The sequence below is a fragment of the Flavobacterium sp. 5 genome, from assembly GCF_002813295.1.
Lineage (GTDB): Bacteria > Bacteroidota > Bacteroidia > Flavobacteriales > Flavobacteriaceae > Flavobacterium.
In genome coordinates, this window is record NZ_PHUE01000001.1 from 710,971 (window position 1) to 737,624 (window position 26,654).

Consider the following 26,654-nt stretch of genomic DNA (forward strand, 5'->3'; position numbering starts at 1 on the left):
ATAAAAAGCCATGACAATTAATGTCATGGCTTTTCCCATTATACCTTTATACAACGACTAAGTTTTTTTAAACAATTTTAAAAATAACTTAAATTTTATCAAAGATTGACAGTTTTGTACTAATCCAATCTTTATTTTTTAAACGAAATTCTTCCTATCAGTCTGTGGAATTCTATTAGCTAGATTTAAAAAATTAACCCAGATAACATTTTTCTTCAAAAACAACCCCTTCCTCATCAATAGCTACCAAAACCTTTTGATCTTTGGCTGTAACTTGTGTCATATACAACCAAGGTAACGACCACATACCAAGTGTTGCACAACAGATCAAAAAATTCAAACTATGATTGATTTTTTTACCTTCTTTATACAATACAGTAAAAGGTAATTTATCATTTCTCTCTACTACAACAAAACCATTTTGAATTTTATTCGCAATAACTTTTGTAAATAGATTTAATTTATCCTGTTTAATAAAATGATTTTTCATCCTCTAGACATTTAATTTAATAAAGCATTTATCTGGCATTGTGAACTAAACAAATATAATACTCCTTTAGAGACTCTGCAATACCAACTTTTGGTGATATTAAAATTAAAAAAAATTAAATTACTGAATTTCAACAAGTTAAATATTACAAAATCAAAAAAGTGCAAAAATACTCGTCAGACTATGCTGTAAAAAAAAATAAACAATATTTCACCTACAAAAAAAACACAATAAAATTAAAATTTAACACGTGCTTATGTATAAATTTATTTTTTATCAGAAATATTAAATCCTGGGGTCGAATAATCTTTATCAAGATAATCATTTGGAATAGTTGTTCTGTTTCCATCTCGAAGAGAAGTATAATGAGAAGACATAATTTCTAAACCTGCTTCATTAAAACAATCTTGAATATTTTGATGAAGTTTTGAATAAATAGATGGTTGCTGATTTGGTTGTTTGGTATAAGCATTAATTTCATACGAAACATAAAAATCATTTAAACTCGTTTGCAAAACAAAAGGTACTGGAGACTTTTCAAGTGAATCAGTTCTCATAGCGGCAGCAATAAGTGCTTTATGAACATCAACCCATGGCGTATCATATCCAATAGTGATTGTGGTATGAATTAACAATCCATTGGATTCTTTATTGGTGTTTGCAGAATAATTAATTGAAGAACTTGACAAAACAGTAGCATTAGGAATTGTAATATCCTCTTGCTTTGGCGTTCGAACTCTTGTAACCAAAGAACTTTTCTCTGTAACGGTCCCTGTCACATCTCCAATTTTTATAAAATCACCTATCTTAAATGGACGCATATAAGTAATTACTAACCCTGCAACCATATTAGCAATCGCATTCGAAGAGCCTAAAGAAAATAAAATCCCTACAAAAACAGATACTCCCTGAAAAATAGGTGAATTAGATCCTGGCAAATAAGGAAAGACTATAACTATCATAAAAGCATAAACTAGAACTTTTATAATATTAAAAGTTGGCATAGCCCAATCGCTATAAAAACCTTCAATTTTAATTTGTCCACTATGAATTTCATCAACAAAAAATTTGATCACTTTTAAGATGAATCTAAATAGCACGACAATTACTAATATTGAAAACAAATTAGGTAAAAAATGAACAAAACCCATCAAAGCTGCTTTAGCAGGAGAAAATATCCAGTTCAAAAGAACAGATGCATAGTTCTTTGTCTCTGGAAAAACACTAAAAAGAGCAGGTAAAGAAATGTAAAATATAAATATTAAAAAAAATATTCGCACCATTGTCACCAATTTCAAAACAAATTCCAATTGTTTATCGGGTGATAAAACACTAGATTCTTTAATTTTAAATCCTGAAAAATAACGTTCTTTATTTTCGATAATTAAAAATCGTAGCCATCTAAACAATTTATTAATTGCAAATACAATTAGAATTATAAAAGTAATTAGTAACAAAGCAAGTCCAATCCTTTTTGCCCAATCTATATTCTCATTGTCTGATTTTTGAAAAAGAACTGCTTTTTGAATAATCGCTAAATTTTTTTGTGCTAGAGCAAAATCAGTACTCCCCATTGTTTTTCCATCCAAATCAGTAACAGACATTACTAAAAAATCTTTTTTGTATACAATATCAAGGCTAATTTCGGACCTAGACAAACTCAATGAATCTTTACTGAAAAAAGGATCTTTATATAGTATTTCAATTCTACTGGTAATGGCATTAGCACGATTTTGGGCATTGAAAGATCCAATTTTATTATAAACAGTAAATAAAGTATCTCTAAAAGGAGCTACTGGGTAACCTTTTAAATTAGATTTTTTTTGAGAAAGTACATTACTACTAGAGTCTACTGCATTTAAAGTTTCTTCGGGCTTCTTAGTTTGAGAAAATACGAGTATAGAACATCCAAGAAAAACATAAAGCAATATTGTTTTAAAATTTATCATAATTTATTTTTTTAGATTATCTATAACAAGTCTCTTATGTTAGCAAAACAACAGAAACTATACTTACAAATATAAAAAAAACAAAATTATAAAAACTTAAATATCAATTAGAAAACATCGCAAAATCATTCAGTAACAGATTTATTTTCCTTTCCTAATTTTCAAAAAAACTTTATCTAAAGTTTGATTTATTTCTGCCGAAATAACAAACTTATAATTGAGGTATATGTACACCAAAGTCACTAAAATAGATTTTAAACAAATAGCTATAATAGGGTATATCGGAAACTTCCAAAAATAAAACAATAAAAAAACTATAAACGTTATTCCTAATGAATGTAGTGTTTGTTTTGTGAATGGATACAAATGCATTCTTTTTACAACAAAAAGTAATTTAGCAAGGCTATAACAAGTAATAGACAATAAAGTAGCGAATGCAGAACCCATAATTCCATACAAAGGAATAAAAATCATATTTAACACCACCGTTAAAACAACCAAACCAACTCCTAAAAACAAAACAGCGCGATAATACTTTGAATTGAAAATTATAGCATTATTATTTCCCAAAATCAAGTCAAAATATTTAGAAAGTCCAATCATAAACACAACTACAATCCCGCCACTATATTCTTTTGGAACAATCTCATACAACTGAGCAATATTGACAAATATACAGAGCATTACAAATCCACCTACGATTTGCAGATTTATAGAAGTCTTTTTATACAAATCATTCAACTCCTCATATTTGTTCTCGTGCATTAATTTAGCAGTAATTGGATACACAATTTGGTGCATGGCACGACTTGGCACTGAAATAACCAAAGCAATATAGGTCGCAACCGAATAGTAAGCGATGTTCTCAATCTTCATATAGTAATTTAGCATTACTTTATCTCCGTCTAAAAGTAAATTAGCTACACTTCCTGATAAAATAATGTAAAATGAATAAACTAAAATTTCTTTTGCTTTTTCAGGAATACCAAATTCAAAAACAGGCTTTCTTATTTTAAACGCATAAAGCATTGTAACCAAAAAGGCAACAAAATAAATACCCGTAGTTAAATAAATAAAATCAACAGCTGTAATCCATTTAAAATAGAGAGCAAAAAGAGCCAATAATGAAAATAATCGTAAACCTACTTCCTTTATAAAATTACCAAAAACAGAATGCATATGCACTCTTGCCCAAGCATAGAAAATTTCAAAATAGGCCATACAAAGAGCTACGAAAGGGATAAGCCAGATATAACTTTTTACTATTGCATTTTTCTTTGTCATGAAAAAAGCAATCTCATCATAAAAAACGAAACCTAGCAAAACGATTGGAATAATTAACAAAATAGGAAATAATACAGTAAACGATAAAAACTGGTTTTTTTCTTTCTCTGTTTTGCATTGAGAATAAAACTTAACTAAAGTATTTTGCATTCCGATAGCAAACAAGGGCATTATTACATTTGCACAAGACAAGATATAATTTGAAAGTCCATAAAATGTTTTTCCTAAAATAGGCGGAAATAAAAAAAGCGTGCTAATTCCTCCTATTGCAAAACCGATATAAGTTATTATTGTATTTCGTAAAGACTGCTTTAATACTATGCCCATTAATTGGAATTTGAGGTTAAGGTTAAAAAAAAATAAAGTGAATTACCTTAAATTTTTTGACTGAATCAATTGTACCAAATCTTTGGTCAAATTTTTTCTAGAATATTTTTGCAAACCTACACCATAGGATTGTAATTTCTCTTCTAAAAACTGATTATAATATAAAATGATAGTGTTTTTTAGTTTTTCTTTCTCGGTATAATCAAAAAAAACACCTGTATTGGTTTCTGTAATAATTTCAGCAAAATCAGAATCTTTTGGACCAATAGCGATAATTGGTCTATTCGAAACCATGTATTCAAATAATTTACCTGGAATAATGCTTTTGGTTTCATCAGAATTGATTTCAATAAGTAATAAAACCTGAGAATTTCTTTGATGAGCAATGGCTTCCGAATGAGAGACATATCCCAAATTTTTCAAATACGATTCCAAATTAAACTGCGAGATGGTATCCAATACTTCCTGACTAACTGCGCCAATTAATTTTAGTTCTAAATGAGCTTTAAAATTTGGAATTTCCTGAATTAATTCAACCAAAGTTTCCCATAAAATAACTGGATTTCGCTCTGACAGAAAAGAACCAATATGTGCCAAACTAAAATTAGCATCAAGACTTACTTTTTCCACTGGCTCATTATCATAACCATTGGTGATTACAGTTATAGGCCTATTGGTAATTGCTTTAAATTCAGTTTTCGTAGTTTTACTAGTTACAATAATCCTATCAGCAGTATTTAAAACACTATATTCTAATGCCTTGTGTTTTCTTTCTGCACTAGTAGATAATCGTAATGCTTTATGATATCCTATTGTCGTCCATGGGTCGCGAAAATCAGCAAACCAAGTTAATCCTAATTTTTTCTTTAGCCCCATTCCAATTAGATGCAAACTATGTGGTGGTCCCGAAGTAATAACAATGTCAATATCATTTTCGACAATGTATTTTTCTAAATAAATAAGGGAAGGTTTTACCCAAAAAACACGAGCATCTGGTATAAACAAATTACCTCGTATCCACAACAATGTCTTATCTAAAAAAGTTTGTTTCTTCTGATTAGGAATAATACCCGAACTAATTTTTTTAGTTTTGTTTTTTGAAAAAACAGAAGCTAATTGATAGGGTTCAAAAATTTTATTTTTTAAAATGATAACATTCTCTGGAACTTCTTTTTCTAAATTGGCATCAACAATTGGATAAGTTGGATTTTCTGGAATATATACAATGGGTTCAATATCAAAATCAGGTAAATATTTTGCAAATTTAAGCCAACGTTGAACTCCTGGCCCCCCAGCTGGTGGCCAATAATACGTTATAATAAGAATTTTTTTTGAACTCAAAATAGCAAGACATTAGAATTAATACAAAATTTAAGAATACTAGTTAATACTCTTAAACCCCCTTCTTTCTTTCAACATACAATCCACCTACTAAAAGGAATAACATTCCAATACAACTAACCAATGTAATTGTACCTCCCGTTTTTACAACTTGAGGATCAAATTTAAACTCAATACTATGTTTTCCTGCTGGAACCAAAATCGCTCTTAAAGCATAATCTGCTCTCATAATTGGGGTTTCTTTCCCATCAATAATTGCCTTCCATCCTTTTTCATAATACATCTCAGAGAAAACAGCCAAACCTTCTTTTGAATTATTAGAAGTATATTTTAAATTATTAGATTGGTATGAATCTAAAGTTATAGCTGCTGTACTATCTTTAGCAAAAGCTTTATTTTTAATAACTTCAAACTCATCTTTATTAATTACTGCAACTTCTTTAGAATTAAGCTTATCCAAAGCTTTCATTTCTTGATCAGCATTTTTCACCAATTCTACTTTACTCACAAACCACGCATTTCCATTGGCATCTGGGTTGATAATTGGAGATTCTTTTCCTTCCTTATCTGTTTGTATCACGTATTTCACGTTCAACATATTAAGGATTTCCATATTATTTTTAGCAATTTGATAATCAAATAATTGTTGAATTCGTTTTGGACGAACAGCACTATATCCACCAATAGCTTTATGAAAATAAGATGTTCTTGCCTGCATTAACCCTTGAATATCAAAAACTCTGTAATTAGTAGGATCTTCCAAAATCTTTGCATCTGTAGGAGTTTCTTGAAAAGGAACTTCAACATCTCTAGCATTTACAAAATCTTTGTTTGATACATAATTTTTATCAACAAAGAACAAATCGGAAACCATAAATAAACCAACCAAAATGATAGCCGTGTTTTGAGCTATTTTATTTTTAATAAATAACCATAAAGTACCCACTGCAATTATGATAAAAAATCCTGAACGCAATAAATCAGCACTATATAATGACTTTCTATCAGCTTTTAAAGCATCCACAAAACTAGGCCCATAATTTTGAAGAAAATAACTATCATTTGCAGTTGAAAAACTGAACAAACTTTTAGATAAAAACAATACCAAAACAAGTCCAAAACCAACAGCTCCAGATTGTAATAATGGTTTTAATTGTTTTTCTTTTTCTAATTTAAAGAAAGATTGTAAACCCATAATAGCTAATACAGGAAAACACAATTCCAAAATAACCTGAATAGACGAAACTGCTCTAAACTTATTATACATAGGAATATAATCGATACAAAAATCTGTCAATAAAGGAAAGTTTTTTCCCCACGAAAGAATTAATGACAGGAATGCTCCTCCTATGAAAGCATATTTAATTTTTCTTTCATCAGTAAATAAAGCCAAAATACCTAAAAAGAAAACTACTGCTCCTATATAAGCTGGTGCAGATACGATCGGTTGATCCCCCCAATAGGTAGGCATACTGGAAACAAAATTTGTGGCTTGATCTTCAGGAACTCCTTGCGAAATCATGAACTCAAACATACTACTATCCGTTCCTACTTTTTCATTGTTAGAACCTCCAAATAATCTAGGAGCAATCAAATTAAAACTTTCGGCAATCCCATAACTGTATTCGGTAATATAATCATAAGTCATTGCTGAATCAGTTGTACTTTTTGACCCATCAGGATTAAAACTTAAATCACTTTTTCCACGAATACTAAAATTTGCATATTCAGTTGTCGCCAATAAATTACCTGCATTAGAACCAATAGCAAATATTCCCGCTATAAAAAGTGTTCCTATAGAAATTAAGAGTGATTTATACTCTTTAGATTTGATTCCTTCATAAATAAAATAACTCAAAAAAATCAATAACAATATCAATAAATAAAAGGTCATTTGAAAGTGATTTGCATTCAGTTCTAATGCTCCTGCAAACATTACAAGCAAACCTCCCCAAATATATTTCCTCTGAAAAACCATTACAAAACCCGCTACAACCATTGGCATATAAGCAATGGCATGAGCCTTAGCATTATGCCCTACTCCAAGTATAATAATTAAATAAGTTGAAAAACCAAAAGCGATTGCTCCAAAAAAGGCTTTTAATGGATCCGCTTTTAAAACTAGCATTAAGATATAGAAACTCAAAAAGTATAAAAACAAGTAATCAGCTGGACGAGGTAAAAAACGTAATATATCGTCAATTGCCCCTACATAATCATGAGGATATTTAGCACCTAATTGATAGGTAGGCATTCCTCCAAAAGCTGAGTTTGTCCAATACGGTTCCGCATGATAGGTCGCTCTAAAATCATTTTGCTCTTTGGCCATACCCGTATATTGGGCAATATCTGATTGAAAAATTTGTTTTCCTTGTAAAACTGGAAAAAAATAAAGAGTAGAAACGAGAACAAAACCAAGAATGGCAATTGCGTGCGGAAAGAACTTTTGAAGTTGCTTCATTATTTATTATTAAAATATTGGTTTTATTAAGAGTTTTAAACTCAAATATACAAGATTGGTTTTGATTTTTATTATCAATCAATTATTTCCCTACACAAAAACAAAATAAATTTAGAATTTGTATAGAAAAGCATAATTAATCAATTTCTTCATAATCGACATAATCTCCGACTTTTTTGGTTTCGCGAGGATTTTTACTATTGGCTGTATCGATTATAACTTCATCATTACTAGACGTTTTTCGCCAGGAAGATTGCTGTTGATATTGTTGTTGCTGTTGCTGAAAATTTTGTCCCGCTTTTTCTACTACCTTTTTTACTACTAAAGGTAAAAACAATCGAGCCAAAAATTTAAAAATATAATAGAATGCCATCATATAAAATAGCATTTCTATAAAACCCGAAAAAGAGGCTGTTTGCATAATCAAATAATTTTAGTGCAAAATTAATAAATCAATATTGAAACTTCGGAGCAATTTAAAAATATCATTCTTAAAGAAATGATAAAAAAAGACCAAAATACCCAAAAACAGTAAAAAGCACAGCAATAACACTTCTAAAAAACTTTTTCAGACAAACACAAAAAACACTATACAACTTAAAAACAGTTTTAGCGCATCTTTTTTTTAACAAAAACACCAAAATCACGACATAATTTCACATCAAAAACCAATTTTAAATTTCAAAAAGTAAAATTAAAATCATAACAAATTGATACTCAAAACCTAATAAAACCCTAATTCTTAAAATTGCATTAGTTTTTATGGATTATAAACAGTAATTTTGCACCCTATTTTAAAAATATATATGAATAAATTTGAACAATTAGGATTGAGTGAATCGTTACTGAAGGCGATTTTAGATCTAGGATTTGAGAATCCGACCGAAGTACAGGAGAAAGCGATTCCCCTATTATTGGAAAAAGACACAGATTTAGTTGCGTTGGCTCAGACAGGGACAGGGAAAACGGCAGCATTTGGTTTTCCAGTTATTCAGAAAATTGATGCCAACAACAGAAATACACAGGCATTGATTTTATCTCCAACACGTGAGTTGTGTTTACAGATTACCAACGAACTTAAAAACTACTCTAAATACGAAAAAGGTATTAATGTGGTAGCAGTTTACGGCGGGGCTAGCATTACAGAACAAGCGAGAGACATTAAAAGAGGCGCACAAATTATAGTAGCGACTCCAGGTAGAATGCAAGATATGATTAACAGAGGATTGGTAAATATTTCTCAAATTAACTATTGCATCCTTGACGAAGCAGACGAAATGTTGAACATGGGATTCTACGAAGATATCGTAAACATCCTTTCAACTACACCTGACGAGAAAAGCACATGGTTGTTTTCTGCAACTATGCCTGCTGAAGTGGCGAGAATTGGAAAACAATTCATGACTGACCCTATTGAAATTACAGTTGGCGCAAAAAATTCAGGCTCAGCTACAGTATCTCACGAATTTTACTTAGTAAATGCTCGTGATCGTTACGAAGCTTTGAAAAGATTGGCAGATGCTAATCCAGACATTTTCTCTGTAGTTTTCTGTAGAACAAAACGTGACACACAAGCTGTTGCCGAGAAATTAATCGAAGATGGATACAGCGCTGCTGCATTGCACGGAGATTTATCTCAAGCACAGCGTGATGGTGTAATGAAATCTTTTAGAGGAAGACAAATTCAAATGCTTGTTGCTACAGATGTTGCAGCTCGTGGAATTGACGTTGATAATGTAACTCACGTAGTAAATTATCAATTACCTGACGAAATCGAAACTTACAATCACCGTTCTGGACGTACAGGTCGTGCTGGTAAATTAGGAACTTCTATCGTAATTGTAACTAAAAGTGAATTACGCAAGATTTCTTCTATCGAAAGAATCATCAAACAAAAATTCGAAGAAAAAACAATCCCTTCTGGAATTGAAATCTGCGAAATTCAATTACTACACTTAGCTACTAAGATTAAGGATACTGAAGTTGATCACGAAATTGACAACTACTTACCAGCTATCAACAACGTTCTTGAAGAATTATCTAAAGAAGAATTGATTAAGAAAATGGTATCAGTAGAATTTAACCGTTTTATTGCTTACTACAAGAAAAACAGAGATATCTCTAATCAATCTTCAGGTTCTGAAAGACGTGAGCGTGACGATAGAGATGGCGCTCCAAGAGAAAACAATAATGGTGGTGCAACTAGATACTTTGTAAACATTGGATCTAGAGACAACTTCGATTGGATGTCATTAAAAGACTACTTGAAAGAAACATTAGACTTAGGTCGTGATGACGTATTCAAAGTGGATGTAAAAGAAGGATTCTCTTTCTTTAACACTGACCCAGAACATACAGATAAAGTAATGGAAATATTGAACAACGTACAATTAGAAGGACGTCGTATCAATGTAGAAATTTCTAAAAATGATGGTGGCGGAAGACGTGATCACAACGGAAGAAGCTCTGGAGGTTTTGGTGGCGGAAGAAGTTCAGCTCCTAGAAGAGAAGGAAGTTTTGCTCCAAGACGTGAAGGTTCTGGTGGTGGATTTAGAAGCGATAGAAATTCTGCTCCTAGAGAAGGTGGTTTTGGACCAAGAAGTTCATCTGCTCCAAGAAGAGAAGGTGGTTTTTCATCAGACAGAGCTCCAAGAGAAGGTGGTTCTTCAGAAAGAGCACCAAGACGTTCTGAAAGTTTTGGTGATTCATCAAGACCAAGAAGACCAAGAAGAGACTAATACAATTTTGTATTTTCTATATAAAATCTCCCGAAAATATTCGGGAGATTTTTTTTACATTACATCTACATTATCAAAACAACACATATACATTCATTTAATTCAATACACTTAATCCTCTGTATTTATATGACTAAAAACATTCTCTTTTTTTATAAGCCATTAAACTATTTCAAAGTCATAAAGTCCAAATAGCAATAACATTAAACTATGAAATTCAAAGATTTTAAGTAATATATTCTAATAAAAATGTTATAAAAAATCACATATTGTTAATTTTCTTATAATTATAATCGAACAACAAAATATTTAATGTCGTTTTACTACTTTTAAACCTTTAAATCAGTTTATGAAATATATTATACTTTTTTTATTCTTTGTTGCCTCTCTAAATTCAGTTGCTCAAACTACTGAAATCCCACAAAAAATATCTGGCACCATAATCAGTGATAATACTGGTACTCCTTTAGCCAATGTTAACATCATCAATATCAATCAAGTTACAGGTACAACAACAGACAATAAAGGTCATTTTGAACTAGCAGTAACCCAAAGTGATACTCTACACATCACCCTTCTTGGCTTTGAATCTTTACGCGTTCGTGTAACTAATGACTGGATTAAAAACAAAACAACCATAATACAACTTACTCAAAAAGCAATTCCATTAAACGAAGTAGTCATCAGTCCATACTACCTAACAGGCTATCTTGAAATTGATGCCAAATTAATCCCTATAAAAGAAGATCTTCGTTATAATATTTCAGGTTTAGGCCTAGGATACGAAGCAGGACAATATGCTCCCGAAGCTTTTGGAAAAGTATTAGGATCCATCTTCAATCCTGCAGATATGCTCTATAATGTTTTCGGAAAAAGACCCCAACAACTCAAAAAACTCCGAGAAATGCGAAAGGATGATACTGTACGGAAACTATTAGAAACAAAGTATGACCGAGAAACAATCTCACTACTTTTAGGAGTTACACAAGATGAAATTGCCGAAATATTAACCCGTTGCAGTTACTCAGATGCTTTCATAAAATCCGCCAATGACCTCCAAATAATGGACGCAATTAGTGGTTGTTATGAACAATACAAAATATTAAAGAAAAAGTAAAAACACTACCCATATCAAATAACTTTTAGCAATCCAAAAAAGTATTTGGGCGTGCCACCATATAAAAAGGAGCCAACTCAACATGGCAGTGAGTCGGCTCCTTTTTTTATGCTGTCGTGCTGTCCGCGTTACAAGGTAACTTGCTTCCATCACTCACGCGGTTGCAAATCAAGACCTTTTTGATTATAAACAAACTGTCTTTAAGTTAGTTCGTTACTCGTGACTATTCATTTACCAATCACATTCAGTTTGTGTTTCAACATTCCAAAATATTCCTGTACTAAATTCGCTAATTACAAAATCATATATTCCTTTTGCAGATTCTTCAGGAGAAAGTCTTCCTTGAGTACTATTATTTTTCGCAATTGTAGTCCTTACCCAACCAGGATGAAGTGATGCTACTTTTATGTTACCAAAAAGTCTATTCGAAAGAATTTTTGAATACATATTTAATGCCGTTTTAGACATTCTATAAGCTGTAGAATCTGTTCGTTCACATAATTCAATTGATCCCATTTTGGAAGAAACATTTATTATTTTTCCCTCTTCATTTATATTTTCGATTAGTGATTCAGTCAAAAAAGTAGTTCCAGTTACATTAACATCAAAAGTCTGTTTAAAGGTTATTTTATCTGGATTCATAAAATCCAAATCTGGGCCAATTCCTGCATTATTTATTAAAACATCTATTTTCTTTCCTTTTTGACTCAATTCTCGAGTAAACAATTCAATGCTCTTAAATTCTGATAAATCCAATTGTAAAATTTCAAAATTATCATTTTCTATTCCATCAATTTTACCTGATCTGGAAGTTCCAATAACTTTATATCCATTTTCTAAAAATTCATTAGCCAAAGCAAATCCAATACCTTTGCTCACTCCTGTAATTAAAACAGTTTTATTCATATCTTACTAACTTTATTATCATACTCGTTCACAATGATGACTAATATAACACTAATCCCCTAAATCAAACATCAAAATATCTTGCTTCTATTCTCTTAATATCCTTAATAGACTTCTTAGCCCAATCCAATCGTTTCTCTAAAATTTCATCCTCGGTCAATTGCCAATTGATTTCTGAATTACGTAAACGATTTGTTAGATTCTGAATAATAATCGCAGCCGAAACTGAAATATTCAAACTCTCAGTAAAACCCACCATCGGAATTTTAAGAAAACCATCTGCCTTCTTAATAATTTCTTCGGACAATCCATCTCTTTCTGTTCCAAAAAATAATGCACTTGGCTTCGAAATATCAAAATCCTCCAACAAACAATCATTCTCGTGTGGCGTCGTGGCAATAATTTGATACCCTTTATTTTTCAAAGTATCTACACAATTGGTAACGCTATCATAAGTATTAATATCCACCCATTTTTGTGCACCCATCGCAATTTCTTTATCAATACGTTTTCCATACCGTTCTTCAATTACATGCAATTCCTGGATTCCAAAAACCTCACAACTACGCATCACAGCACTAGCATTATGCATTTGAAAAACATCTTCAACTGCAATTGTAAAATGCTTGGTACGAGTTTCAAGAACACTTAAGAATCTTTCTTTTCGATTATCAGTTAATATATTTTCAAGAAATTCCAGGTAATCCAAATCAATCATTGTGTTATCTTTTTTTTGCTAAAATACTAAAAAAGACTAGTTTTATCGTATAATCATTTTCATTACAAAATAACCAAACCCAAAGACTAAAACCCATCATGAAAAAAAAATTAGTAGTACTTACAGGTGCTGGAATTAGCGCCGAAAGTGGCATCAAAACATTTAGAGATAGTGATGGATTATGGGAAGGTCATAATGTAATGGATGTAGCTACTCCCGAAGGATGGTATAAAAACCAAACATTAGTTCTTGATTTTTATAATCAAAGACGCAAGCAATTAAAAGAAGTACAGCCCAATCAAGGCCATCAAATTTTGGCAGAACTCGAAAACCACTTTGACGTTTACATCATTACACAAAATGTTGACGATTTACACGAAAGAGCAGGAAGTTCAAATGTTACTCATTTACACGGTGAATTACTAAAAGTTCGAAGTTCAAAAAATGAAAACTTCATACTTGACTGGCAAGACGATTTGAATATAGGAGACAATGACAAAAACGGCCATCAACTTCGACCACATATTGTTTGGTTCGGGGAACAAGTTCCAGCTTTAGAAGATGCTATTAACTTAACAGAGCAAGCTGATTATTTTGCCGTAATTGGAACTTCTCTTCAAGTATACCCAGCAGCAAGTTTAATTAATTTTACACCAAAAACAACTCCTGTTTATTATATCGACCCCAAGCCTATAAAAATCCCCAACCTTAGAAACTCTCTTGAAGTAATCCCAGATGTAGCTTCCAAAGGCATACTTATTTTAAAAGAAAAACTTCTCGCTAATCTATAATAACAGCATCGAATAAATTCAATAGTCTCAAATCAAGAACAGTACTTTGGTTATCTTCGCTTTTGTTATACATTGGCTTAAATTTGGCTCCATAGATAATCTCTTCAAAAGTATATGAAGTTCGAGTAGCAACAGTAGTACTAAACATATCGTCAAAAGTTTTAATAATCACTATAACCTCACCAATAATAGAATCATAATCCGACTTCGTTAACTCATACAAAGGACTTTCGCTCGTTATAGGATGAACCAATGTCCAAGTCAATGCAAGCGAGTTTATTTTTTGATATTCCAAATCCAACGTAAAAAATTTATTAGTCATCATTCCATTCTCCTCCATTCGCATCCCAAGAGTCACACTTACTTCAGCATCAATATAATTAGTGTTTTTATAGGGTGCTAACCTAAACATCAATGCTTTCCCATTATTAAAGGGAGCAATGATCGCGTTATGAGAAAATTTCAAATAAATAGCAGGTTTACTAAACCGTCCAAAAAATAAACCCGTAGCGATAGCGAAACTCAACAATCCCATTAATGCTTCAGCAGAAGACAATGCGCTTGTATAAAATCCAACGGGACTAACATGCCCATATCCAACGGTTGTAAATGTCTGCGCACTAAAAAAATAAGCTTGTCCAAATTGTACCCATTCATTATCAGTAGTATCTATCCCGTTGAGATGCTCAATACCAATTCCAAAATAAAGAATGGCAAACACAAAATTTATAGAAATATAAAACAACAACAAAATCGAAAGAAATTTCCAAGAAGACATATCTAACATAGTGTGATACCAACTTATTCTATCAAGAATTCCAATGCCCTTTTTTGTTGCATTTACCGATCCGTCTTTATTAATAAATCGTCCGCCTGTAGTGGATGCACTACTTCCAAATCCAGTATTAATCAGTGTTTTTGCTCTGCTATTAAATCGATGAAATAATGCCATAATTTATTTATTAAATACATTGCAAATTACTTAATAAATCTAATGTAACAATAAATAATAACGACACTCTAATTGATTCAAAAAACATTTAATAAAAAAAGAAAATTCTAACAAAAATAAGTTAGAATTAAAGTACCTAGTACATTTAAAAAATTTATGTTTGTAATCTAAACCCTCATTATTATGGAAGTAATTTTTACTTATTGGTGGATATTCTTAATTGTTTTATCCCTTCTTTTTTACAAATTTGTTTTACGCGTTTTCTTTGGAATGGTAATCGTACCTGAAAACAAAATTGGACTTGTCACCAAAAAATTTGTCCTATTTGGTTCAGAAAAATCATTACCCGATGGCAGAATAATCGCAACCAAAGGAGAAGCTGGATACCAAGCCAAAACACTTGCACCAGGACTCTATTGGGCAATGTGGCCTTGGCAATTTTCAATAGATATGGCCTCATTTACTATTATTCCCGAAGGAAATATTGGATTATTATTAAGTAAAGATGGTGCAGAAATCCCAACAGGTAGAATTCTAGCTCAAAAAGTAAGTTCAGATAATTTTCAAGATGCCACATTATTTCTTGACAATGGAGGTCAAAAAGGAAGACAATCGGCTTTTATTACAACAGGTTCGTATCGTATTAATACTCATTTATTTGAAGTAGTCGTATTTCCACAAGTTGTTATTTCCGAAAATATGGTTGGAATTGTTACTGCCATGGATGGTGAACCTATTCCAATTGGGCAAATTGCAGGGAAATTTGTTGAGGGTCATAATAACTTTCAAGACATTGACCAATTTTTAAAAAATGGAGGTAATCGTGGATTACAACCGCAAGTTATGTTAGCAGGATCTTATTATATTAATTCATGGGCAGTTCAAATAGAACAAACGCCAATGACAGATGTCCCTATTGGATATGTAGGCGTTGTTATTTCCTATATTGGAGAAGATGGAAAAGATGTAACAGGAGATACTTTCAAGCATGGAAATATTGTTTCAAAAGGACAACGCGGTGTATGGATGGAACCTTTTGGACCTGGAAAATATGCTCTTAATAAATATACAACCAAACTAGAAGCTGTTCCAACCACTAACTTGGTATTGAATTGGGCTGACGCCAGAAGTGAATCCCATAATTTAGACAAAAACCTTTCGACCATAACGGTTCGTTCTAAAGATGGTTTCCCTTTCAATCTGGACGTTTCACAAATCATTCACGTTCCTGCCAATGAAGCTCCAAAGGTAATTGCCCGTTTTGGAAGTATGAACAATTTGGTTTCTCAGGTTTTAGAACCTACTATTGGAAATTACTTCAGAAACTCAGCTCAGGAAAGTGATGTAATTTCGTTTTTATCTACCAGAAAAGAGCGTCAGGAATCTGCCAAAAATCACATTAAAGTAGTTTTGGATGAATACAATGTTAATGCTGTTGACACCTTAATAGGAGATATTGTTCCGCCAGAATCCTTAATGAAAACTTTGACGGATAGAAAAATTGCTGAAGAAGAGCAAAAAACCTATCAAACTCAAAAAATGGCGCAAGAACAACGTCAAGGAATGGAAAAAGAAACTGCCATTGCAGATATGCAAAAAGAAATTGTAAAAGCTTCGCAAAGTGTCGAAATTGCACAACGAACTGCAGATGCAACAGTTAAGAAAGCAGAAGGAGACGCTACAAGTTTAAAACTAAATGTAAATGCAGAAGCTGAAGCTACCAAAATGAGAGCCAATGCCGAAGCGGAAGCGACGAAAGCCAGAGCTGGAGCACAAGCCGAAGCTACTAAACTAACTGCTAGTGCAGAAGCTGAAAGAATTTCTAAAACAGGTTTAGCTGAAGCTGAAAAAATTATGGCAATCGGTAAATCTACAGCTGAGGCATATCAACTTCAGGTTTCTGCAATGGGCGATGATAATTTTACAAAATACAAAATCACAGAAGAAATTGGAAAAGGAAAAATCAAAGTCATTCCTGATGTACTTATTTCCGGAAGTAATGGAACCGATGGATCAATGAGTGGATTACTTGGTCTAAAACTTATGGAAATGATGGATACCAATAGTCCTAAAACAAATATCAAAAAAGGAGAATAATTATTTTACCAAACTATTTACTAAAAAAATCTGCTATTATAGGCAGATTTTTTTTTAGTATGCTTATGTAAACCTGTAATTAATCACCATACTGTCAATATTTTAAAAAACAAAAAGAAGTACAATTATTACAAAAAATTGTAAGTGTATTAAATTAAATTTATGTAAAAAAGAAATTTAATTCAAACTTTAACAAAAATTTAAAATTTTTTTGTTCTAAAAAATTAAAAATTTAAAAAAAAAGTTATATTTGTTATTCCTAAATTAACTAAAAACCAACTAAATACCACTGAATTATGAATTTAAAACTATCTTTTAGCATTGTACTTCTTGTATTTTCACAAACTTTTTTCGCCCAGGAATCTAAAACTGAAACCGCAAGCACTGAAGTCTCTACAACAACTACCACTACCGACGTAGCTACAGCAACAACTCCAGTTGATTTTAAAAAACAAATACAAGACCTAAAAGATCAGGAAAAAGCATATTTAGCCAAACAAGAAGTTGATAAAAAAGCAGCAAAAATAAAAGCTGATGCAGACAAAAAAGCTGCAGAAGAAGCTCAAAAAGCTGCAGAAAAAGAATCTACTCTTGCAAAAGTAGCTGAGGCTAAAGCAGCTGCTGAAGCTAAAGAGGCTGCAGAAAAAGCAGCAAAAGAAAAAGCCGTTGCTGACAAAGCCCAAGCTGAAGCAGATAAAAAAGCCGCCGAAGCAGCCAAAGATGCAGCAAACAAAACCGCTAAAGAAGCAGCAATTGCCGCAAAAGCCCAAGCTGATGCAGACAAAAAAGTAGCAGACGAAGCAGAGAAAATCTCCAAGGAAAAAATAGCCGCTTATAAAAAAGATGCAGAAGCAGCTAAAGATGCAGAAACTAAATTAGCAAAAGACGTTGAAAAACTTAAAAAAGAAAAAGAAGAAGCCGATCAAAAATTAGCCGAATCAGCTAAATTAGCATTACAGAAATCGACTAAACTCGCCGAACAAATAGCTAAAGCGGAAGCTGAAGCTGAGAAAAAAGCAGCAGCTGAGGCTAAAATAGCCGCAGAAAAAGCACCTAAAAACAATTAATCCCCCAATTAATAATAATAAAACCAAACCTTAAATCTTAACCAATTTAAAACTAAAATCCGTTGAAAAACGGATTTTTTTTATGCTCATTACAACAATTCTTCTTTATATCCACTTTTTAAAAATGTTTATCTTTGCAAAAAAACAAATACCATGCAAAATATAATTGATCGCTTTGTAAGTTATGTAACTATAGACACCGAATCGGATGCAAGCTCAAACACAACACCCAGTACGGCCAAACAGTGGGATTTAGCCAATAAATTAGTTGAAGAATTAAAAAATATTGGACTTGAAGATGTTACTATTGACGACAAAGCTTATATTATGGCTACACTTCCTAGTAATGTCAATCATGAAGTACCAACAATAGGTTTTATTTCACACTTTGATACTACTCCTGATTTTACTGGAGCTAATGTAAAACCTCAAATTATCTCTAATTATGATGGTAAAGACATCATATTAAATAAAGAACAAAACATCATCTTATCTCCATCTTATTTTAAAGATTTGTTACAATACAAAGGGCAAACATTAATCACTACTGATGGAACTACCCTATTAGGTGCAGATGACAAAGCAGGTATTACAGAAATTGTCACAGCTATGGAATTCTTAATTAACAATCCAGAAATAAAGCACGGAAAAATCAGAATTGGATTCACTCCAGATGAAGAAATTGGTCGAGGAGCTCATCATTTTGATGTTGACAAATTTGGAGCTGAATGGGCCTATACTATGGATGGAAGTCAAATAGGCGAATTAGAATATGAAAACTTCAATGCTGCGGGAGCTAAAATTATTTTCAAAGGAAAAAGTGTTCATCCTGGTTATGCTAAAGGGAAAATGATTAATTCTATGCTTATTGCTAATGACTTTATCAATGAATTACCCGAAGATGAAACTCCACAAGAAACAAAAGGATATCAAGGTTTTTTTCATGTACATCATTTAACAGGAACTATTGAAGAAACCGTTTTAGAATTAATCATTCGGGATCACAACAAATTAAAATTTGAAAAACGAAAAGACTTAATTCATAAAATAACAAAAAAAATCAACAAAAAATTCGCTAAGCAATTTGGAGAAGATATCGTTATTACTGAAGTAAACGATCAGTATTACAATATGAAAGAAAAAGTTGTACCCGTAAAACACATTGTCAATATTGCCGAAAGCGCCATGAGAGAAGTTGGAATTAAGCCAATAATTAAACCCATTAGAGGTGGAACTGATGGATCCCAGTTATCTTATAAAGGATTACCTTGTCCAAACATCTTCGCTGGGGGGCATAATTTTCATGGGAAATATGAATATGTTCCTGTAGAAAGTATGCAAAAAGCAGTAGAAGTAATTATACGAATAGCAGAATTGACAGCTAAAGGGGATTATTTAAAAAAATAAAAATCAAACCATTATTGTATGGACAAGATCAATCATTGGGAAACTGAATTGGATATTTTAAAAACAATTATATCCAAAACAACTTTGATTGAAACCAGCAAATGGGGTGGCTCTGTCTATGTCCACAATAACAAAAATATTGTGGGTGTTGGAGGATTTAAAAAATTTTTCACACTTTGGTTTTTCAATGGTGCATATCTTAAAGATGAAAAGAAATATTTGGTTAATGCGAATGAAGGAGTTACGAAATCTTTACGCCAATGGCGATTTACGTCAAAAGATGAAATCATTGAAGATGAAATTTTAGCCTATATACAAGAAGCGATCATCAACGAGGAACAGGGTAAAATTATTAAACCTAAAAAAGAAAAAGAAGCAATAATTATCCCCAATCATTTACAAAAAGTTCTCGATAGTGACATTAATTTAAAATATGCCTTTTCAAAATTCAGTCCATACAAACAAAAGGAATTTATCGAATATATTGAAACCGCCAAACGAGAAGAAACAAAACTCTCAAGAATAGAAAAAATAAAACTAATGATTTTAGACAATATTGGTCTAAATGACAAATACAGATAAAATAGTATTTAACAAATTAAAAAGTCTCAAAAACTGACCCAAGCAGTTTTGAGACTTTTTTTTATATAAAAGCATTAAAAATAATAAACTGTAACTTCTTTCAAAGACATTTTACTATTATAAAATCAGTAAAACCTTAACATTGGAACATAAAAATATTCACTACATTTGTTAATACACACAAAACAATTTGTTAACATTAAGCAAATTACATACAAACTTCACGTTTTAACTACAATAAAAAGAACTCATTAAAAGAACGATTATGATAGAAAAAAAAGAAGAAAAGGTTACTCCTGAAAATACAACTCCTCTAGAGTCTCCAAAAAGCGAAAATTCAGAAGTTGCAAAGACAGTTATCTCAAAGCCAACACCAAAACCTAGAGCACCAAGAACTACTACAGCCAAACCTGTAGCCGCTAAATCAACAACAATAAAACCAACTGCTGTAGTAAAGCCAACTGTTACTAAAACTGCTGTTACAAAAGCTATTTCTACAAAAACAAGACCAAGCAGAGCCAAAGTTATTCCTCCTGCAACTGGAGTTGTTAAAGACACAACTACTGAAGAAATTAAAACAGAAAATGAAGTTGCAATTTCTCAAGAGAGCACCAAAAATAAAAAGAAGAAAAAAAACAAATCAAAAATGAAAGAAAAAGAAAAGGAAAAAGAAAAGGAAAAAGAAAAAAAAGCGAAAGCTAAGGCCAAAGCAAAGAAAAAAGCAAAAAAAGCTAAGAAAGCAAAAAAAGAAAAAGCTAAAAAAGCAAAGCTTAAAACAAAAGCCAAAGAGAAAAAAGCGAAAGCAAAAGCAAAAAAAACAAAAAAGAGCAAGAAAAAATAATCTTAGATTAAATTAAAAAATCCCAAATTCCAATTAGTAAATCGGAATTTGGGATTTTTTAATATGTAATGTAACTATGCTTTTTTAGTCAAAGTAGCGCTTAGCTCTAAAGAAATTGAAGAACGTTCCATTTTCAATTTTCCTGCCATAGTTTCAATAATTACAGTTGCATCAGCAAGCTCAACGATTTTACCGTGAATTCCACTTTTTGTAATTATTTTATCTCCTACTTTTAAGCCGCTTTCAAATTCTTTTTCGTTTTTAGCTCTTTTTTGTTGTGGTCTGATCATAAAGAAATAAATGACTACGAACATCAATAAAAACGGTAAAAATTGTTGTATTTGTCCCATAATTTAAAATTTAGTTTTTGTGTTAAAATTTATTGCGCGATTCCAATTCTTGGAATCACATTTGCTTTTATATATAAAGTTTCAATACCACTTTGTGTATTCGATGTGATTGTAACAGTTTTATTTTGCATTCCTGTTTTACCAGTAGAATTAAATATAACTTTAATTTTTTCTTTTTCTCCTGGCTTAATTGCTCTTTTAGGAAACTCTGGTACAGTACATCCGCATGAACCTATTGCTTCGGTAATCAACAAATCTGAATTTCCAGAATTTGAAAATTCAAATTCTGTGGCAACAATATCACCATGATTAATAGAACCAAAATCATAAGTTTTATTAGAAAAAGTCATTTCAGCAATTCCTTCGCCACTTTTTACTTTTTTCTTATTGTTATCACATGAAAAGACAATAATTGATGTCAAAATTAGCGCAAAATAGAATACTTTTTTATTCATTACAATACCTAATTAAAACTACATTAAACCTCTGCCAATCTTAATGATTCTTTTGTTTCCTTCAAGCTCTTTAACCAAATTATCCAAAATTCCGTTAATAAAAATACTACTCTTTGGAGTCGAATATTCTTTGGCCAACTCTAAATATTCATTTAAAGTTACTTTTACAGGAATCGAAGGGAATTTCAAGAACTCACAAATTGCCATTTTCAGGATAATAGTGTCAATTTCAGCAATACGTTCACTATCCCAGTTTGGTGTTTTGTCAATGTATTCCTTAGCTAATTCAGTTTCGTTCAAAATTGTTTTTCTAAACAAGTCTTTAACATAAGCCTTATCTTCATTGTCTTTGTATAATTTTGGAACTCTAAAATTATCATCTTCACCTTGTTTTATAGCTTTTAGCTGTTTAACAATATGAGTGTTTACCAATGGAATATCATCAATCCATGTTAATTTATCGTCTTCTAAATAATCGTATAACTTTTCATTTGGAACAATAACCTCTGCAAAAATATCAGCTACAAAAGTTCTATCTTCCTCAAACGTATTTACAGTATTACTCATGTATTTAGCATACAATTCGCTTTCTTTAATCGCATTCAGCAAAAGCAAAATGTAATCATCATTCAAAGTCCAATTATTAATCGAACGATTTTCTAAAGCAATACTAAGAGAATTGTTTTCGGCAAGAATTTGAAAAATACTGTTTTTAATAAATTTTTCGTTTGGAGTACGTTCTTCTTTAGTTGCCAAATGTTTTTGGCTTGACAGATGTAAAAAGACAGTTTCCTTTTTACAAATCTCTATCAATGAAGAAAGCATGATAAGGTATAAATCTTGAATGGCGTCAATACTATGCATAAGGAATTTTTCCTCTTTTTCTAAATTATCAGAACCATTTTGATGCATTGCATAAATGGATTGCATGACTTTAACGCGGATGTGTCTTCTATTTACCACCTTGTAAGAACTTTTAAAATTAAGAGTGCAAAATTAATACTTTCACAGCTTAAATGAAAATTTATGAGCGTTTAATTTAAGCTCAAAAAAGAACATCATACTTTGCTGCTACAAAACACACATTAATTAATGTTTTTAATAAATAATTCTAATTCAGAATAAAAAAAAACAGCTCTAAAATATTTTAAAAAAAATTCTAGAACTGCTTTCAAAAAAAACTAGTATAAATACAGTTTAAAAACTATTTAGCATTTTCAATTTTTCTTAAATCGATACGATTTTGAGCAATAGTCAAAGCTGCTTGATGAGTTGTGATATTATTTGCAATAGCATAATCAAAGATTTCCAAGGTAGTATTGTAAATATTCTCAGTTTTGCGCATAATTTCAGCTTTATCATAATGCTCTAATTCAGCATAAACATTGATAATTCCACCTGCATTAATCAAGAAATCAGGAGCATAAAGAATCCCTCTTTCCTGCAAGATTAATCCATGAGTATTTTCGTTTGCCAATTGATTATTAGCTGCACCTGCAATCACTTTTGCTTTTATTTTATTTACAGTAATATCATTGATAGTTGCTCCCATTGCACAAGGTGCATAAATATCAACATCAGCACTATACAAATCTTCTCCAGTAAATACTTGTGCATTATATTTAGCTGCTACTTGATATAATTTTTCTTCATTGATATCAGCAATAAAAACCTGAGCTCCTTCTTTTGTCAAATACTCAACTAAAGTTTCACCTACATGCCCAATTCCTTGAACCAATATTCTTTTACCTTCTAATTTCTCTGAACCAAATTGTTGTTTTGCAGCTGCTTTCATTCCCATATACACACCAAAAGCTGTAACAGGCGATGGATTTCCAGACCCACCTCTTTCCTCAGAAATACCAGTAACATAAGGAGTCACATCTCTTACCAAATCCATATCAGATGTTTCCATTCCAACATCTTCAGCAGTAATATATCTTCCGCTTAGTGAATGTACAAATTCACCAAATTTACGCATCAATTCTGGTGTTTTTTGAGTTTTGGCATCACCAATAATAACTGCTTTTCCTCCTCCAATATTCAATCCAGTAATTGCAGCCTTATAAGTCATCCCTCTGGAAAGACGCAAAACATCATTCAAAGCTTCCCATTCGTTAGCATAATTAAACATACGAGTTCCTCCTAATGCAGGTCCCATAACCGAATTATGAATACCAATAATTGCTTTTAATCCTGTATCTTTGTCATTGCAAAAAACAATTTGCTCATGATCATTAAAAGATAATTGTCCAAAAACAGGATCCATTTTTTGAAGTTCCTTTGCAGTTGTAACAGTAGCATCCATAGTACTATTTTTATTTAGTTAAAAAATACGAATTTATCAAAAATACACTTCAAACATACATAAAAAATAAACATACTGCGCTAAATTTACTTAAAAATAAATATTTAATAATAATAACTAAAAATATTTAATTTAATACAATTGTTAAAATTTAAACATTAAATAAAAAACAAAAACAATTCAATACTGAATCCTCATAATATGAAAGAATTACGCTATTTAAATAAATATTTCATCAAATATAAATTCAGCTTTTCACTTGGTATTATTATCACTATAATCGCACAAATATTTTCATTATTTACACCAAAACTTATTAGTAAATCTTTTAATGAAATAGAAGCTTTTTCAAAAAGCAAAGCAATCGATACCAGTATTATAAGTCAACAATTGATTTCTAATATTTTACTGATTATCGCTACCACAATTATAGCAGGATTTTTAACTTTTCTAATGAGACAAACATTAATTGTAATGTCTCGTCATATAGAATTTGACTTAAAAAATGAAGTCTTCCATCAATATGAAAACCTATCTCAGAACTTTTACAAGCAAAACAGAACAGGCGATTTAATGAATCGTATTAGTGAAGATGTTTCTAAAGTCCGCATGTATGTTGGTCCAGCGGTTATGTATTCCATAAACACATTTATACGCTTTGCTATTGTAATTGGATACATGTATAATGTTTCGCCAAGGTTAACTTTGTATACCATACTCCCCTTACCAATTTTATCCTATTGTATTTTTAAATTGAGTTCCGAAATCAATAAGCGATCTACCACTTTTCAGCAATATTTATCAAAAGTATCCAGTTATACTCAAGAAGTTTTCTCTGGAATCAGAGTTATAAAAGCCTATTCATTAGAAAATCAACATCAAGACAACATTGCCAATTTAGCCAATGAAAGTAAAAGTAAAAGTTTAAGTCTAGCCAAAGTTCAAGCATTATTTGGCCCTTTAATGATTGCTTTGATTGGAGTGAGTAACTTAGTGGTTATTTATTTTGGAGGTTTAATGTACATCGATGGCACTATAAAAAGTATTGGAACTATCGCTGAGTTCATCTTATATGTTAACATGTTAACTTGGCCTGTTGCTTCCCTAGGCTGGGTCTCTTCAATGGTTCAAGAGGCGGAAGCTTCTCAAAAAAGACTTAATGAATTTTTGAAAATCGTTCCAGAAATAAAGAACAAAAACCTAAACAAATCCAAAATAGAAGGCAGTATTGCATTCAATGATGTAAGTTACACCTATGAAGACACTAATATAAAAGCACTTCAAAACATAACCTTTACAGTAAATAAGGGAGAAACTTTGGCAATTTTAGGAAAAACTGGTTCTGGAAAATCTACAATTTTAGCACTACTCTCCCGCTTGTACAACGTTACAAATGGACAACTCTTAATTGATGATATAGAAATTAGTCAGGTTAATTTATTTGATTTAAGAAACAATATTGGTGCTGTCCCACAAGATGCTTTTCTATTTTCAGACACCATCAAAAACAATATAAAGTTTGGAAAAGAAGATGCGAACGATCATGAAGTAGAAGCTGCTGCAAAAAGCGCTGTTGTTCACGATAACATTATTGGTTTTAGCAATGGATATGATACCATATTGGGAGAAAGAGGAATAACTTTATCTGGTGGTCAAAAGCAACGTGTATCTATCGCAAGAGCGATCATAAAAAATCCTGCTATTTTACTTTTTGATGATTGCTTATCGGCAGTAGATACCGAAACAGAAGAAGCAATCCTAAATAACCTTTATGAGATATGCAAGAATAAAACTACCATAATTGTAAGTCATAGAGTATCTTCTGCCAAGAATGCAGATAAAATCATAATCCTTGAAGATGGCAAGATAATTGAACAAGGTTCTCATAATCAATTAATAAACCAAGACGGGTATTATGCAGCTCTTTATTTAAAGCAACTTTCGGAAAAAGAATTGCTGTAATTGTTGTATAATACATATATTTTTATGATTTTTGATTGCTATTAAATAAAAAATGACGAAAAGATTATGAGAGAAAATGATATGTTAGAAAAAGAAGAAATATTCTCAAAAGTTTTAAGAGCTGGAAGAAGAACGTATTTCTTTGATGTTAGAGCGACTAAAGCTGATGATTATTATATTACTATAACAGAAAGTAAAAAATTCACAGAGGAAGACGGTTCGTTTCATTTTAAAAAACATAAAATCTATTTATACAAAGAAGATTTTACTGCATTTTCAGAAATTTTAGAAGACATGACTTCTTACGTTTTAAACCACAAAGGTGAAGAAGTAATTTCTGAAAGACATCAAAAAGATTTCAAAAAAGAATATGCTTTGGATAAATCAGACGAAGATAATGTACCAAATACTTCAAGTTTTACTGATATCGAATTTGATGATATTTAACTAAATAATAAAATTAAAAAAGCCCAAAAATTTAATAATTTTTGGGCTTTTTTTTATCTTGTAA

General features: G+C 31.3%; 24 protein-coding genes. 10 read left to right on the top strand and 14 right to left on the bottom strand.

Annotation, left to right across the window (positions count from 1 at the left end; genetic code table 11):
* Positions 1 to 193 precede the first annotated feature (193 nt).
* The 6 genes from CLU82_RS02885 to CLU82_RS02910 all read right to left on the bottom strand — a co-directional run bounded on the left by CLU82_RS02885 (position 194) and on the right by CLU82_RS02910 (position 8,273).
* Positions 194 to 490 (bottom strand): hypothetical protein, encoded by a 297-nt coding sequence (locus CLU82_RS02885; RefSeq protein ID WP_100841671.1) that lies wholly within the window; start codon positions 488 to 490, stop codon positions 194 to 196.
* A gap of 266 nt (positions 491 to 756) precedes the next feature.
* Positions 757 to 2,439: a mechanosensitive ion channel family protein gene (locus CLU82_RS02890; RefSeq protein WP_100841672.1), complete on the bottom strand. Its 1,683-nt coding sequence runs from the start codon at positions 2,437 to 2,439 to the stop codon at positions 757 to 759.
* A gap of 141 nt (positions 2,440 to 2,580) precedes the next feature.
* On the bottom strand, positions 2,581 to 4,050 hold the full coding sequence (locus CLU82_RS02895; protein ID WP_100841673.1) for a lipopolysaccharide biosynthesis protein: 1,470 nt from the start codon (positions 4,048 to 4,050) through the stop codon (positions 2,581 to 2,583).
* 42 nt (positions 4,051 to 4,092) lie between these two features.
* Positions 4,093 to 5,391 carry a glycosyltransferase family 4 protein gene (locus tag CLU82_RS02900; protein ID WP_100841674.1) on the bottom strand — a complete coding sequence of 433 codons (1,299 nt, stop codon included), beginning with the start codon at positions 5,389 to 5,391 and terminating at the stop codon, positions 4,093 to 4,095.
* A 52-nt stretch (positions 5,392 to 5,443) separates the two neighbouring features.
* Positions 5,444 to 7,852 carry a YfhO family protein gene (locus CLU82_RS02905; RefSeq protein ID WP_100841675.1) on the bottom strand — a complete coding sequence of 803 codons (2,409 nt, stop codon included), beginning with the start codon at positions 7,850 to 7,852 and terminating at the stop codon, positions 5,444 to 5,446.
* Between the two features lie 136 nt (positions 7,853 to 7,988).
* Positions 7,989 to 8,273: a DUF4834 family protein gene (locus tag CLU82_RS02910; RefSeq protein WP_100841676.1), complete on the bottom strand. Its 285-nt coding sequence runs from the start codon at positions 8,271 to 8,273 to the stop codon at positions 7,989 to 7,991.
* 385 nt (positions 8,274 to 8,658) lie between these two features.
* Here CLU82_RS02910 and CLU82_RS02915 point away from each other — a divergent pair, with 385 nt between their 5' ends.
* Both CLU82_RS02915 and CLU82_RS02920 read left to right on the top strand, forming a co-directional pair.
* On the top strand, positions 8,659 to 10,590 hold the full coding sequence (locus tag CLU82_RS02915; protein WP_100841677.1) for a DEAD/DEAH box helicase: 1,932 nt from the start codon (positions 8,659 to 8,661) through the stop codon (positions 10,588 to 10,590).
* A 349-nt stretch (positions 10,591 to 10,939) separates the two neighbouring features.
* The gene (locus tag CLU82_RS02920; protein ID WP_100841678.1) at positions 10,940 to 11,707 is read left to right on the top strand and encodes a carboxypeptidase-like regulatory domain-containing protein; all 768 of its coding nucleotides are present in this window, start codon (positions 10,940 to 10,942) and stop codon (positions 11,705 to 11,707) included.
* Positions 11,708 to 11,938: 231 nt separating this feature from the next.
* On the opposite strand, the gene CLU82_RS02925 is transcribed toward CLU82_RS02920, so the two are convergent.
* Both CLU82_RS02925 and CLU82_RS02930 read right to left on the bottom strand, forming a co-directional pair.
* On the bottom strand, positions 11,939 to 12,613 hold the full coding sequence (locus tag CLU82_RS02925; protein WP_100841679.1) for an SDR family oxidoreductase: 675 nt from the start codon (positions 12,611 to 12,613) through the stop codon (positions 11,939 to 11,941).
* Positions 12,614 to 12,677: 64 nt separating this feature from the next.
* Entirely contained in the window at positions 12,678 to 13,331 is a 654-nt protein-coding gene (locus CLU82_RS02930) for an RNA methyltransferase (RefSeq protein ID WP_100841680.1), read from the bottom strand.
* 98 nt (positions 13,332 to 13,429) lie between these two features.
* Here CLU82_RS02930 and CLU82_RS02935 point away from each other — a divergent pair, with 98 nt between their 5' ends.
* On the top strand, positions 13,430 to 14,122 hold the full coding sequence (locus CLU82_RS02935) for an NAD-dependent deacylase (protein ID WP_100841681.1): 693 nt from the start codon (positions 13,430 to 13,432) through the stop codon (positions 14,120 to 14,122).
* On the opposite strand, the gene CLU82_RS02940 is transcribed toward CLU82_RS02935, so the two are convergent.
* Positions 14,112 to 15,074 carry an ion channel gene (locus tag CLU82_RS02940; protein WP_100841682.1) on the bottom strand — a complete coding sequence of 321 codons (963 nt, stop codon included), beginning with the start codon at positions 15,072 to 15,074 and terminating at the stop codon, positions 14,112 to 14,114. The genes CLU82_RS02935 and CLU82_RS02940 overlap by 11 nt on opposite strands.
* 183 nt (positions 15,075 to 15,257) lie before the next feature.
* Here CLU82_RS02940 and CLU82_RS02945 point away from each other — a divergent pair, with 183 nt between their 5' ends.
* The 4 genes from CLU82_RS02945 to CLU82_RS02960 all read left to right on the top strand — a co-directional run bounded on the left by CLU82_RS02945 (position 15,258) and on the right by CLU82_RS02960 (position 20,227).
* Entirely contained in the window at positions 15,258 to 17,171 is a 1,914-nt protein-coding gene (locus CLU82_RS02945; RefSeq protein WP_100841683.1) for an SPFH domain-containing protein, read from the top strand.
* A gap of 296 nt (positions 17,172 to 17,467) precedes the next feature.
* The gene (locus CLU82_RS02950; RefSeq protein ID WP_100841684.1) at positions 17,468 to 18,238 is read left to right on the top strand and encodes a hypothetical protein; all 771 of its coding nucleotides are present in this window, start codon (positions 17,468 to 17,470) and stop codon (positions 18,236 to 18,238) included.
* A 153-nt stretch (positions 18,239 to 18,391) separates the two neighbouring features.
* Entirely contained in the window at positions 18,392 to 19,645 is a 1,254-nt protein-coding gene (gene pepT / locus CLU82_RS02955) for a peptidase T (protein ID WP_100841685.1), read from the top strand.
* Positions 19,646 to 19,663: 18 nt separating this feature from the next.
* Positions 19,664 to 20,227 (top strand): YdeI family protein, encoded by a 564-nt coding sequence (locus CLU82_RS02960; protein WP_100841686.1) that lies wholly within the window; start codon positions 19,664 to 19,666, stop codon positions 20,225 to 20,227.
* Positions 20,228 to 20,455: 228 nt separating this feature from the next.
* Here CLU82_RS02960 and CLU82_RS20830 read toward each other — a convergent pair whose 3' ends face one another.
* Positions 20,456 to 20,785: a hypothetical protein gene (locus CLU82_RS20830; RefSeq protein ID WP_198520181.1), complete on the bottom strand. Its 330-nt coding sequence runs from the start codon at positions 20,783 to 20,785 to the stop codon at positions 20,456 to 20,458.
* Positions 20,786 to 20,873: 88 nt separating this feature from the next.
* Between CLU82_RS20830 and CLU82_RS20835 the strand changes: the two genes are divergently transcribed.
* The gene (locus CLU82_RS20835) at positions 20,874 to 21,068 is read left to right on the top strand and encodes a hypothetical protein (protein ID WP_198520182.1); all 195 of its coding nucleotides are present in this window, start codon (positions 20,874 to 20,876) and stop codon (positions 21,066 to 21,068) included.
* Between the two features lie 74 nt (positions 21,069 to 21,142).
* Here the strand turns inward: CLU82_RS20835 and yajC are convergent, their stop codons facing one another.
* The 4 genes from yajC to CLU82_RS02985 form a co-directional block, all read right to left on the bottom strand.
* Positions 21,143 to 21,418 carry a preprotein translocase subunit YajC gene (gene yajC / locus CLU82_RS02970; protein WP_100841687.1) on the bottom strand — a complete coding sequence of 92 codons (276 nt, stop codon included), beginning with the start codon at positions 21,416 to 21,418 and terminating at the stop codon, positions 21,143 to 21,145.
* A 29-nt stretch (positions 21,419 to 21,447) separates the two neighbouring features.
* Complete coding sequence (locus CLU82_RS02975; RefSeq protein ID WP_100841688.1) at positions 21,448 to 21,873, bottom strand: DUF1573 domain-containing protein; 426 nt, start codon at positions 21,871 to 21,873, stop codon at positions 21,448 to 21,450.
* An 18-nt stretch (positions 21,874 to 21,891) separates the two neighbouring features.
* Positions 21,892 to 22,803, bottom strand: a complete 912-nt coding sequence (nusB, locus tag CLU82_RS02980) for a transcription antitermination factor NusB (RefSeq protein WP_100841689.1) — start codon at positions 22,801 to 22,803, stop codon at positions 21,892 to 21,894.
* Positions 22,804 to 23,077: 274 nt separating this feature from the next.
* Entirely contained in the window at positions 23,078 to 24,181 is a 1,104-nt protein-coding gene (locus tag CLU82_RS02985) for a Glu/Leu/Phe/Val dehydrogenase (protein WP_100841690.1), read from the bottom strand.
* Between the two features lie 201 nt (positions 24,182 to 24,382).
* On the opposite strand from CLU82_RS02985, the gene CLU82_RS02990 reads away from it, so the two are divergent.
* Together CLU82_RS02990 and CLU82_RS02995 are read left to right on the top strand one after the other, a co-directional pair.
* Positions 24,383 to 26,143 (top strand): ABC transporter ATP-binding protein, encoded by a 1,761-nt coding sequence (locus tag CLU82_RS02990; RefSeq protein ID WP_100841691.1) that lies wholly within the window; start codon positions 24,383 to 24,385, stop codon positions 26,141 to 26,143.
* A 66-nt stretch (positions 26,144 to 26,209) separates the two neighbouring features.
* Positions 26,210 to 26,590 (top strand): PUR family DNA/RNA-binding protein, encoded by a 381-nt coding sequence (locus tag CLU82_RS02995; RefSeq protein WP_100841692.1) that lies wholly within the window; start codon positions 26,210 to 26,212, stop codon positions 26,588 to 26,590.
* Positions 26,591 to 26,654 lie beyond the last annotated feature (64 nt).

Bases quoted from the DNA above. Each gene is read 5' to 3' on its own strand.
- CLU82_RS02885 (WP_100841671.1), bottom strand. From the start codon at position 490: ATGAAAAATCATTTTATTAAACAGGATAAATTAAATCTATTTACAAAA.
- CLU82_RS02890 (WP_100841672.1), bottom strand. From the start codon at position 2,439: ATGATAAATTTTAAAACAATATTGCTTTATGTTTTTCTTGGATGTTCT.
- CLU82_RS02895 (WP_100841673.1), bottom strand. From the start codon at position 4,050: ATGGGCATAGTATTAAAGCAGTCTTTACGAAATACAATAATAACTTAT.
- CLU82_RS02905 (WP_100841675.1), bottom strand. From the start codon at position 7,852: ATGAAGCAACTTCAAAAGTTCTTTCCGCACGCAATTGCCATTCTTGGT.
- CLU82_RS02910 (WP_100841676.1), bottom strand. From the start codon at position 8,273: ATGCAAACAGCCTCTTTTTCGGGTTTTATAGAAATGCTATTTTATATG.
- CLU82_RS02915 (WP_100841677.1), top strand. From the start codon at position 8,659: ATGAATAAATTTGAACAATTAGGATTGAGTGAATCGTTACTGAAGGCG.
- CLU82_RS02920 (WP_100841678.1), top strand. From the start codon at position 10,940: ATGAAATATATTATACTTTTTTTATTCTTTGTTGCCTCTCTAAATTCA.
- CLU82_RS02925 (WP_100841679.1), bottom strand. From the start codon at position 12,613: ATGAATAAAACTGTTTTAATTACAGGAGTGAGCAAAGGTATTGGATTT.
- CLU82_RS02930 (WP_100841680.1), bottom strand. From the start codon at position 13,331: ATGATTGATTTGGATTACCTGGAATTTCTTGAAAATATATTAACTGAT.
- CLU82_RS02935 (WP_100841681.1), top strand. From the start codon at position 13,430: ATGAAAAAAAAATTAGTAGTACTTACAGGTGCTGGAATTAGCGCCGAA.
- CLU82_RS02940 (WP_100841682.1), bottom strand. From the start codon at position 15,074: ATGGCATTATTTCATCGATTTAATAGCAGAGCAAAAACACTGATTAAT.
- CLU82_RS02945 (WP_100841683.1), top strand. From the start codon at position 15,258: ATGGAAGTAATTTTTACTTATTGGTGGATATTCTTAATTGTTTTATCC.
- CLU82_RS02950 (WP_100841684.1), top strand. From the start codon at position 17,468: ATGAATTTAAAACTATCTTTTAGCATTGTACTTCTTGTATTTTCACAA.
- pepT (WP_100841685.1), top strand. From the start codon at position 18,392: ATGCAAAATATAATTGATCGCTTTGTAAGTTATGTAACTATAGACACC.
- CLU82_RS02960 (WP_100841686.1), top strand. From the start codon at position 19,664: ATGGACAAGATCAATCATTGGGAAACTGAATTGGATATTTTAAAAACA.
- CLU82_RS20835 (WP_198520182.1), top strand. From the start codon at position 20,874: ATGAAAGAAAAAGAAAAGGAAAAAGAAAAGGAAAAAGAAAAAAAAGCG.
- yajC (WP_100841687.1), bottom strand. From the start codon at position 21,418: ATGGGACAAATACAACAATTTTTACCGTTTTTATTGATGTTCGTAGTC.
- CLU82_RS02975 (WP_100841688.1), bottom strand. From the start codon at position 21,873: ATGAATAAAAAAGTATTCTATTTTGCGCTAATTTTGACATCAATTATT.
- nusB (WP_100841689.1), bottom strand. From the start codon at position 22,803: ATGCAATCCATTTATGCAATGCATCAAAATGGTTCTGATAATTTAGAA.
- CLU82_RS02985 (WP_100841690.1), bottom strand. From the start codon at position 24,181: ATGGATGCTACTGTTACAACTGCAAAGGAACTTCAAAAAATGGATCCT.
- CLU82_RS02990 (WP_100841691.1), top strand. From the start codon at position 24,383: ATGAAAGAATTACGCTATTTAAATAAATATTTCATCAAATATAAATTC.
- CLU82_RS02995 (WP_100841692.1), top strand. From the start codon at position 26,210: ATGAGAGAAAATGATATGTTAGAAAAAGAAGAAATATTCTCAAAAGTT.